This window comes from Ramlibacter sp. (assembly GCF_035706265.1).
In the GTDB taxonomy this organism is placed as follows: domain Bacteria; phylum Pseudomonadota; class Gammaproteobacteria; order Burkholderiales; family Burkholderiaceae_C; genus Ramlibacter.
This window is the reverse complement of sequence record NZ_DASSVG010000658.1, coordinates 1-8,310: the sequence shown is the minus strand read 5'-3', so window position 1 is coordinate 8,310 and position 8,310 is coordinate 1. Positions and strand designations below refer to the sequence as shown.

Here is an 8,310-nt window from a genome sequence, read left to right as displayed (position 1 = left end):
ATCGAGGCGCCGGCGCGCATCTTCGACAGCCAGGAGGCGCTGCAGGCGGCCTTCAAGGCCGGCGAGCTCGATCGCGACGTGGTCTGCGTCGTGCGCTGGCAGGGCCCGCAGGCCAACGGCATGCCGGAGCTGCACAAGCTCACGCCGCCGCTGGCCGTGCTGCAGGGCAAGGGCTTCCGCGTGGCGCTGGTCACCGACGGCCGCATGAGCGGCGCCTCGGGCAAGGTGCCGGCCGCGATCCACGTCACGCCCGAAGCCGCGGCCGGTGGGCCGCTGGCGCTGCTGCGCGATGGCGACCTCGTTCGCCTCGATGCACCCGCGGGCAAGCTGGAGGCGCTGGTCGACGCCGCCGAATGGGCGCGGCGCCAGCCGGCCCGCCTGGAAGACGCGCAGCGCGAGGCCAACGGCCACGGCATCGGGCGCGAACTGTTCGCCGGCTTCCGGCGCAATGCGAAGATGGCGGAGGAGGGCGCCTGCACATGGCTCTGAAGGAACTGTCGGCGCGGCCGACCCCGCGCGAGGTGATGGAGGACGCGCCGGTCATCCCGGTGATCGTCCTCAATGAAGTGGCGCATGCGGTGCCGCTGGCGCGCGCATTGGTGGCCGGCGGCATCCGCATGCTGGAGGTGACGCTGCGCACGCCGGTGGCCCTGGCCTGCATCGAGGCGATCGCCAAGGAAGTGCCGGATGCCGTGGTGGGCGCCGGCACCGTGCGCAGCGCGGCCGACGCGCAGGCGGCGGCGCTCGCCGGAGCGCGTTTCGCCGTCAGCCCCGGCTACACGCGTTCGGTGGGCAAGGCCTGCCACGACCTCGGCGTCGCCCTGCTGCCCGGGGTGGCGACCGGCAGCGAGATCATGCTGGCGCAGGAAGACGGCTACACGGCGCTGAAGTTCTTCCCCGCCATGCAGGCCGGCGGCGCCCCGATGCTGAAGGCCTGGAACGGGCCGTTCAACGACGTGCGCTTCTGCCCCACCGGCGGTATCACGGGCCAGAATGCGCGCGAACTGCTGGCCCTGCCCAACGTGGCCTGCGTGGGCGGCTCCTGGATCGCCCCGGTCGACGCCATGCTCGCCGGCGACTGGGCCCGCGTCACCCGACTGGCCGCCGAAGCGGCGGCCCTGCCGCGCGGATGAAACGGCGGGCGCTGCTGCACGCGGCGCTCGCCCTGGCGGCCCTGCGCGCGCGGGCGCAGCAGGACAATTCCATCGCCGCGGCGATGAGCGACCTGCTGGTGCGGCCCGAGCACGATGTCGCCTACGGGAAGGACGAGCGCCAGCGCTTCGATGCCTACCTGCCCGAAACGCCGCGCGGACCCATCCTGCTGTATGTCCACGGCGGCGCCTGGGCCCGCGGCGACAAGCGCTCGAGCGCGCTCACCGCCAAGGTGCGGCACTGGACGGCGCTCGGCTACGTCGTCGTCTCCACCAACTACCGGCTGCTGCCGCAGGCCCATCCGCTCTCGCAGGCGCACGACGTGGCGCGGGCGCTGGCCGCCGTGCAGCGGCGCGCCTCGGGCTGGGGCGCGGATTCGGCGCGGGTCGTGCTGATGGGCCATTCTTCCGGCGCCCACCTGGTGGCGCTGCTCTCCGCCGAGCCGGCGCTGGCGCGCGAGCAGGGCGCCGATCCCTGGCGCGGCTCCGTGTGCCTGGACAACCCCGTGTTCGACGTGCCGGCGCTGATGAACGCGCCGCATGCCAGGCTCTATGACCGCGCCTTCGGCGACTTCCACGCCTACTGGCGCACGGTCTCGCCGCTGCACCGGTTCGCGCGCGACGCGCGCCGCATGCTGGCGGTGTGCTCGACGCGCGGCGGCACCGCCTGCACGCAGGCCCAGGCCTTCGCGGCGCGTGCCGCCCGCAGCGGCGTCAAGGTGGACGTGCGGCCCATGGACCTGGGCCACATGGACATCGACCGCAAGCTCGGGTTGCCCGGGCCCTATTCGGAATCGGTGGAGCGCTGGATCAGCTCGATCTTGTAGCCGTCCGGATCGGTGACGAAGGCGATCACCGTGCTGCCGCCCTGCACCGGCCCGGCCTCGCGGGTGACGTTGCCGCCGGCCGCGCGGATGCGCTCGCAGGCCGCGTAGGCGTCCGGCACGCCGAGGGCGATGTGGCCGTAGGCCGTGCCCAGCTCGTACTTCTCGACGCCGTAGTTGTAGGTGAGTTCGATCTCCGCGTGCTCCGGGTTGCGCCCGTAGCCGACGAAGGCGAGCGAGTATTTCTGCTCCGGCCGGTCGGTGGTGCGCAGCAGTTCCATGCCGAGCACCTTGGTGTAGAAGTCGATGGAGCGCTGCAGGTCGCCCACGCGCAGCATGGTGTGGAGGAGTCGCATGCGTGCATTATGAGCGCGGGACAAACAGCCGGACAACCGGAACTTCCGGACAACCGGGACATCCGGACGCAGAGGACGCAAAGAGTACGCAGAGGACGCAAAAGGGAAACGAAAATCCTTGAAGGTATTCTTTGCGCCCTTTGCGTACCCTTTGCGTCCTTTGCGTCCGGCTGTCGAATTGATGCTCGTCCGTGCCACACTGCTCGCGTTCGCGCTCCTGCTGCTGCCCGCAGCAGCGTGGGCCCAGGCTTTCGACCTCGTCGTGCGCGCGCCCGACGCGTTGCGCGAACTGCTGGAGCGCAACCTGGAGCTGCGCCGCTACCGCGAGGTGAGCGACCTCGACGACGCCGAGATCGCCCGCCTGATCGTGCTGGCCGACAAGGATGCGCGCGAGCTGCTCGCCACCCAGGGCTACTTCGCGCCGCAGGTGCGCATCGCGCGCGAGCCGGGGCCGCGCACGCGCCTGGTGGTGGAGGTGGAGCCGGGCGAGCGTACGCGCGTCACCGACGTGCAGATCCAGTTCGAGGGCGACATCGCCACCAGCACGGACGCCGACGCCGCCGCGCAGCGCGCGTCCATCGTCGGCGACTGGGAGCTGCCCGCGGGCCGCCCCTTCACGCAGGGGGCCTGGGACCAGGCCAAGGCCAGCGCCACGCGGCAGTTGCTCGCGCGCCGCTATCCGGCCGGCCGCATCGGCTCCAGCCTCGCCGACGTCGATGCGGCCAACGCCTCGGCCAGGCTGGGCCTGCGGCTCGATTCGGGCCCGCTCTTTCGCCTCGGCCCCGTGCGCGTCGCCGGCATCGAGCGCTACGACCCGCGGCTGGTGCCGCGGCTCGCGCGCCTGCCCGAAGGCCAGGTGTACGACCAGGAGAAGATCGTGCAGGCGCAGATCCGCCTGGCGGGCAGCGGCTATTTCGATTCCGCCTTCATCTTCGTCGATCCGCAGTCGGACCCGCAGGCCGCGCCGGTGCAGGTGACGGTGCGCGAGGCGCCGCTGCAGAAGGTGGTGCTGGGCCTGGGCTTCACTACCGACGGCGGCCCGCGCGCGACCGTGGAGCACACGCACAACCGGCTGCCCGCGATCGGCTGGCGCGCCGTGACCAAGCTGCAGATCGAGGACAAGAACCCGTATGCGCAGACCGAGTGGATCGACATCCCGGACGAGGCGGGTTGGCGCTGGTCGGTGCTGGCGCGCGGCGAGAAGCTCGATGACGACCGCCTGATCACGCACAGCCAGCGCCTGCGCATGGGCCGCTTCAAGAACGGCGACCGCATCGACCGCAACGTCTACGTGCAGTACGAGCGCGCCAGCGTGCAGAACCCGCGCAACGTGGAACTGACGCCGCTGGACACGGGCGACGGTTCGGCCATCACCGGCAACTACATCTGGACGGGGCGCTACTTCGACGACCTGCAGCTGCCCACCCGCGGCTACGGCGTCGCCTTCGAACTCGGGGCCGGCCTCACGCTGGGCAGCGTGAAGCAGCCCTTCCAGCGCACGGTGGTGCGCTGGCTCGGCTTCCGGCCGCTGGAGCGCGGGCGGCTGCAACTGCGCGCCGAAGCGGGCGCGGTGCTGGCTCGCAGCCACGCCACCATCCCGGCGCCGCAGCTGTTCCGCACCGGCGGCGACACCACCGTGCGCGGCTACAAGTTCCTCGATATCGGCGTGCCGCTGCCGGGCGGGCTGGTCGGCCCCGGCCGCTACCTCACGGTGGGCAGCCTCGAATGGCAGCGACCGATCCTGCGCGGCGGCCGGCGCACGGAGTTCGAGCACACGCTGTTCATCGATGCCGGCTCGGTGGCCGACCAGATCGGCGACCTCAACGCCAGGGTCGGCGTCGGCACCGGCGTGCGCTGGCACAGCCCGGTGGGCCCGGTGGAAGCGGCGGTCGCCTACGGCGTGCAGCCGCGGCGCTTCCGCCTGCACTTCAGCGCGGGGTTCGTGTTCTGATGAAGGCGCGGGCCCTGCATGCGGCACGCTGGACCATCCGGCTGGTGGTCGGCCTCGGGCTGCTGCTGATCGTCGCCGGCGCCGGCATCTGGTGGTGGGCAGGCCAGGAAGGCTCGCTCGCCTGGCTGCTGGGGCGCGTCAGCGGCGGGCCCTTGCAGTCCGAAGGCGTGGAGGGCTCGATCCGCCACGGCTGGAGGATCCGCCGCATCGTCTGGGAGCGCGACGGCCTGCGGCTGGAGGCGGAGGACATCCGCCTCGAATGGCAGCCGCTCGCGCTGCTGGAGAAGACGCTGCACCTCGACTCGGTGCACGTCGCGCGCGCCCGCGTGATCGATCGCCGCCCGGAGAGCGACTCGCCGCTGCAGCCGCCGACCGACCTGCGCCTGCCCTGGCGCGTGACGGTGGAGGACCTGCAGGTGCGCGAGCTGGCCTGGGACGGCCGCTTCCAGCTGCAGGCGAGCGGCCTGGCGGGCGACTACGCCTTCGACGGCCTGAACCACCGTGTCAATTTGAAATCGCTGCAGGTGGCCGGCGGCGAATACAGCGGCGAAGGCCGGATGCTCGCGCTCGCGCCGATGACGCTCGATGCGAAGCTGGCCGGCCGCTTCCAGGCCCCGGTGCCGGGGCGCAGCGAGCCGGTGCCGATCGAGTTCACGCTGCGCGCCGAGGGGCCCGTGGCGGGCATCGATGCGCGGGCGCAGCTGCAGGTGCTGCAGCCGGGGTCCGAGGCCGCCACGCTGCCCCACGCAACGGCCACCGCCCGCATCACGCCCTTCGCCGAAATGCCGGTGCCGCAGGGCGAGGCCGATTTCCGCCAGCTCGATGCGGCGCTGTTCTGGCCGCAGGCGCCGCGCACGCGCCTGTCGGGCCATCTCGAGGTCGCGCCGCTCGCGGAAGCAGTGTGGGCGCTGCGCGGGGAAGTGCGCAACGCGCTGCCCGGCCCCTGGGATGCGGGCCGGCTGCCGGTCGCGGCGCTGCGCGCCGAGGGCGAGTGGCGCGGCGGCACGGCGCTGGTGCGCAGCCTGCACGCCGAGGCGGGCGGCGGCACCGTCACGGGCGAGGGCCGCTGGAAGGAGGGGGGCTGGCACTTCGCCGGCCGCATCGAGGGCGTCGATCCGGCGCAGCTGCACCGGCAGCTGGCGCCGCTGCCGCTCACGGGCCCGCTGGAGCTCGAGGGCGAGCAGGAGGCGATCGCCTTCGAGCTGGCGCTGAAGGCGGGCGCGGCGCGCGCGCGGGCGCGGCGCGGCAAGGGCGCCGCTGCGGGCGTGCTCGCGGCGGCCGGGGCACTGGAGCTGCGGGACGTGGCGGCCAAGGGGCGCTGGGCTGGGGATGCGCTGTCACTCGCCATGCTGCGCGTGCGCACGGCGGATGCCTCCCTGGAGGGCAAGCTGGATCTGAAGTTGAAGGACGTGGCCGGCAGCGGCGAGCTCGCGCTGCAGGCGCCCGGCCTGCGCGCCAATGCGCGCGGCAGCCTCTCCGCGACGCGCGGGCAGGGCAACGCCGAGATCACGGCCGGCGACCTGGCCGCGGCGCAGCGCTGGCTCGCGCGCTGGTCGGGGGTGGCCGACGCGCTGAAGGATGTGGCGTTGCGCGGCAACGGCCAGGCGCAGCTCGCCTGGCAGGGCGGCTGGCGCGATCCCACGGTGCAGGCCCGCGTGCGGGCGCAGTCGCTGGCGTGGCAACCGCCGCCCGCCGGCCCGAACGCGACGCCGCCCTGGCGGCTGCGCGAGGCGACGCTGGGCGTGCAGGGCCGGCTGCGCGATGCCGCGGTGGAACTCGCGGCGCAGGCGGAGCAGGGCCAGCGCAAGTTCGATCTCGCGGCTTCGGGCCAGCTCTCGGGGACGCTGGGCGGCACGCCGTCCTGGCGCGGCCAGGTCGCGCGCCTGCTGCTGACGGTGCAGGATCCGGCGCTCACGCGCGACGCGTGGCGGCTGCAGTTGCAGCGCCCGGTGGAGTGGCGCGTGCAGGGCGAGAGCTTCGCGCTCTCGGCCGGCGAAGCCCTGCTGCGCGCGCCCGCAATGCGCAGCGGCACACCGGCGACGGACGCCGTGCTCACCTGGACGCCCTTGCGGCACGAACGCGGCCAGCTCACCACCTCGGGCCGCCTCTCCGGCCTGCCGATGGCCTGGATCGAGCTGTTCGGCGGTCCGCAGCTCGCCGGCTCGGCGCTCTCCGGCGACATGGTGTTCGATGCCGAGTGGAACACGGTGCTGGGACAGACTCCGCGCATCGATGCCACGCTGGCGCGCGTGCGCGGCGACGTCAACGTGCTGGCCGAGAGCGTCGACGGCGCGGCGGCGCGCGTGACCGCCGGCGTGCGCGAAGCGCGCGTGCGGCTCACCACCGAAGGCGAGCAGGTCGTGCTCTCGCTGCTGTGGGACAGCGAGCGCGCCGGCCACGCCGAGGGCGAGATCCGCAGCCGCCTGGCCCGCAGCGCCGACGGCGGCTGGGAATGGCCGGAGCAGGCGCCGCTGTCCGGGCGCGTGCAGGCGCAGCTGCCGCGCATCGGCGTGTGGTCGCTGCTGGCGCCGCCGGGCTGGCGGCTGCGCGGCTCGCTCACCGCGGACATCACCGTGGCCGGCACGCGGGCGCAGCCCCAGCTCTCGGGCCCGGTGCTGGCCGACGACCTGGCCTTGCGCTCGGTGGTCGACGGCATCGAGCTGCGCGGCGGCCGGCTGCGCGCCCAGCTCGCGGGCCAGAAGCTCACCGTGAGCGAGTTCCTGCTGCGCGGCAGCGACGAGGGCGCAGGCGGGGGCGGCAGCCTGCTCGCCTACGGCGAAGGCGCGTGGACCTCCGAAGGCCCGGTGTTCGAGGCGCACGCGCAGCTCTCGCAGCTGCGCGCCAGCATCCGCAGCGACCGGCAGCTCACCGTCTCGGGCCCGGTCGAAGCGCGCATGGACCGCAGCGGCACGACGGTCACGGGGCAACTGCGCGTGGACCGCGCGCGCATCCAGATCCCGGACGAGACGCCGCCGCGCCTGGGTGAGGACGTGGTGGTGCGCAACGCGCCGGGCGTGGCGGCCACCGAGGCCGAGCGCCGCCTGCGGCCCGCCCCCAGCGAGAGCGCGGGCCGGACCCTGACGATGAAGATCAGCTTCGACCTCGGCAACGATTTCCGCGTCTCGGGCCGCGGTGTCGACACGCGCCTCGTCGGCTCGGTGGAGATTGCCGGCGCGTCGGCCGGCCTGCCGCAGATCACCGGCCTGATCCGCACGGCCGGCGGCACCTACGAGGCCTATGGCCAGCGCATGAACATCGAGAAGGGCGAGCTGCGCTTCACCGGCGCGCCCGACAACCCGGCGCTGGACATCCTGGCGATCCGGCCCAACCTCACGCCCAAGGTGGGCGTGCAGGTGACCGGCCGCGCGCAGTCGCCGCACGTGGAGCTGTACTCGGAGGCGGGCCTCTCCGAAGCGGAGACGCTCTCCTACCTCGTCCTGGGCCAGTCGTCCGCCGGCGGCGGCGCCGAGACGGCGCTGCTGCAGCGCGCGGCCGCGGCGTTGCTGGCCGGCCGCGGCGGCACCGGCAAGGGCATCGCAGGCAAGCTGGGCCTGGACGACCTGACCGTGCGCTCCGAAGGCAGCGCCGGCGCCGTGGTGCGCCTGGGCAAGCGCTTCGCCGACAACTTCTACGCCGCCTACGAGCGCAGCCTTTCGGGCGCCGTCGGCACGCTGTTCATCTTCTATGACATCTCGCAACGCGTGACGGTGCGCGCGGAGGCGGGCGAACGCTCGGGGCTGGACTTGATCTTCACGTTCTCGTTCGATGGGATCGGGCGGCGGTGAGGGCTGCCGTTTCTCGTAGGCTGGTTTTCGTAGGCTGGCGGTGGAGCGGAGCGAAACCCCAGCGTTCCTTCGGGCCGGCGGCATCGTACGCGGGATCCAGGTGCCCTCCTCGTCGGCCGGGGGGCGTCGCGGCGGGCGGTGCGCGGTGCGTGTCCGCGATGGTGCCGGTCCGCGCTGACGCGCGGACTTCCCCGGAAAATCGGTTCCGCTGCCGCCCCGCATCACTCAACTGCGCCCCGCGTT

General features: G+C 73.5%; 6 protein-coding genes. 5 read left to right on the top strand and 1 reads right to left on the bottom strand.

The window, feature by feature from the left end; translation table 11 throughout:
- From VFM98_RS23615 to VFM98_RS23605, 3 genes are all read left to right on the top strand, one after another.
- Positions 1-489 (top strand): dihydroxy-acid dehydratase (locus tag VFM98_RS23615; protein ID WP_325112340.1); only part of this gene is annotated, 489 nt, incomplete at its 5' end.
- A complete protein-coding gene (gene eda / locus VFM98_RS23610) occupies positions 480-1,133 on the top strand; it encodes a bifunctional 4-hydroxy-2-oxoglutarate aldolase/2-dehydro-3-deoxy-phosphogluconate aldolase (RefSeq protein ID WP_325112339.1) in 654 nt (217 codons plus the stop codon). The genes VFM98_RS23615 and eda, both read left to right, overlap by 10 nt.
- Positions 1,130-1,978 carry an alpha/beta hydrolase gene (locus tag VFM98_RS23605; RefSeq protein WP_325112338.1) on the top strand — a complete coding sequence of 283 codons (849 nt, stop codon included), beginning with the start codon at positions 1,130-1,132 and terminating at the stop codon, positions 1,976-1,978. Before eda ends, VFM98_RS23605 begins: the two co-directional genes overlap by 4 nt.
- Here VFM98_RS23605 and gloA read toward each other — a convergent pair.
- Complete coding sequence (gene gloA, locus VFM98_RS23600) at positions 1,936-2,331, bottom strand: lactoylglutathione lyase (RefSeq protein WP_325112337.1); 396 nt, start codon at positions 2,329-2,331, stop codon at positions 1,936-1,938. The genes VFM98_RS23605 and gloA overlap by 43 nt on opposite strands.
- A gap of 181 nt (positions 2,332-2,512) precedes the next feature.
- Between gloA and VFM98_RS23595 the strand changes: the two genes are divergently transcribed.
- Together VFM98_RS23595 and VFM98_RS23590 are read left to right on the top strand one after the other, a co-directional pair.
- A complete protein-coding gene (locus VFM98_RS23595; protein ID WP_325112336.1) occupies positions 2,513-4,282 on the top strand; it encodes an autotransporter assembly complex protein TamA in 1,770 nt (589 codons plus the stop codon).
- Positions 4,282-8,067 (top strand): translocation/assembly module TamB domain-containing protein, encoded by a 3,786-nt coding sequence (locus VFM98_RS23590; RefSeq protein ID WP_325112335.1) that lies wholly within the window; start codon positions 4,282-4,284, stop codon positions 8,065-8,067. The genes VFM98_RS23595 and VFM98_RS23590 overlap by 1 nt, the downstream gene beginning before the upstream one ends.
- The last annotated feature ends 243 nt before the right edge of the window (positions 8,068-8,310 follow it).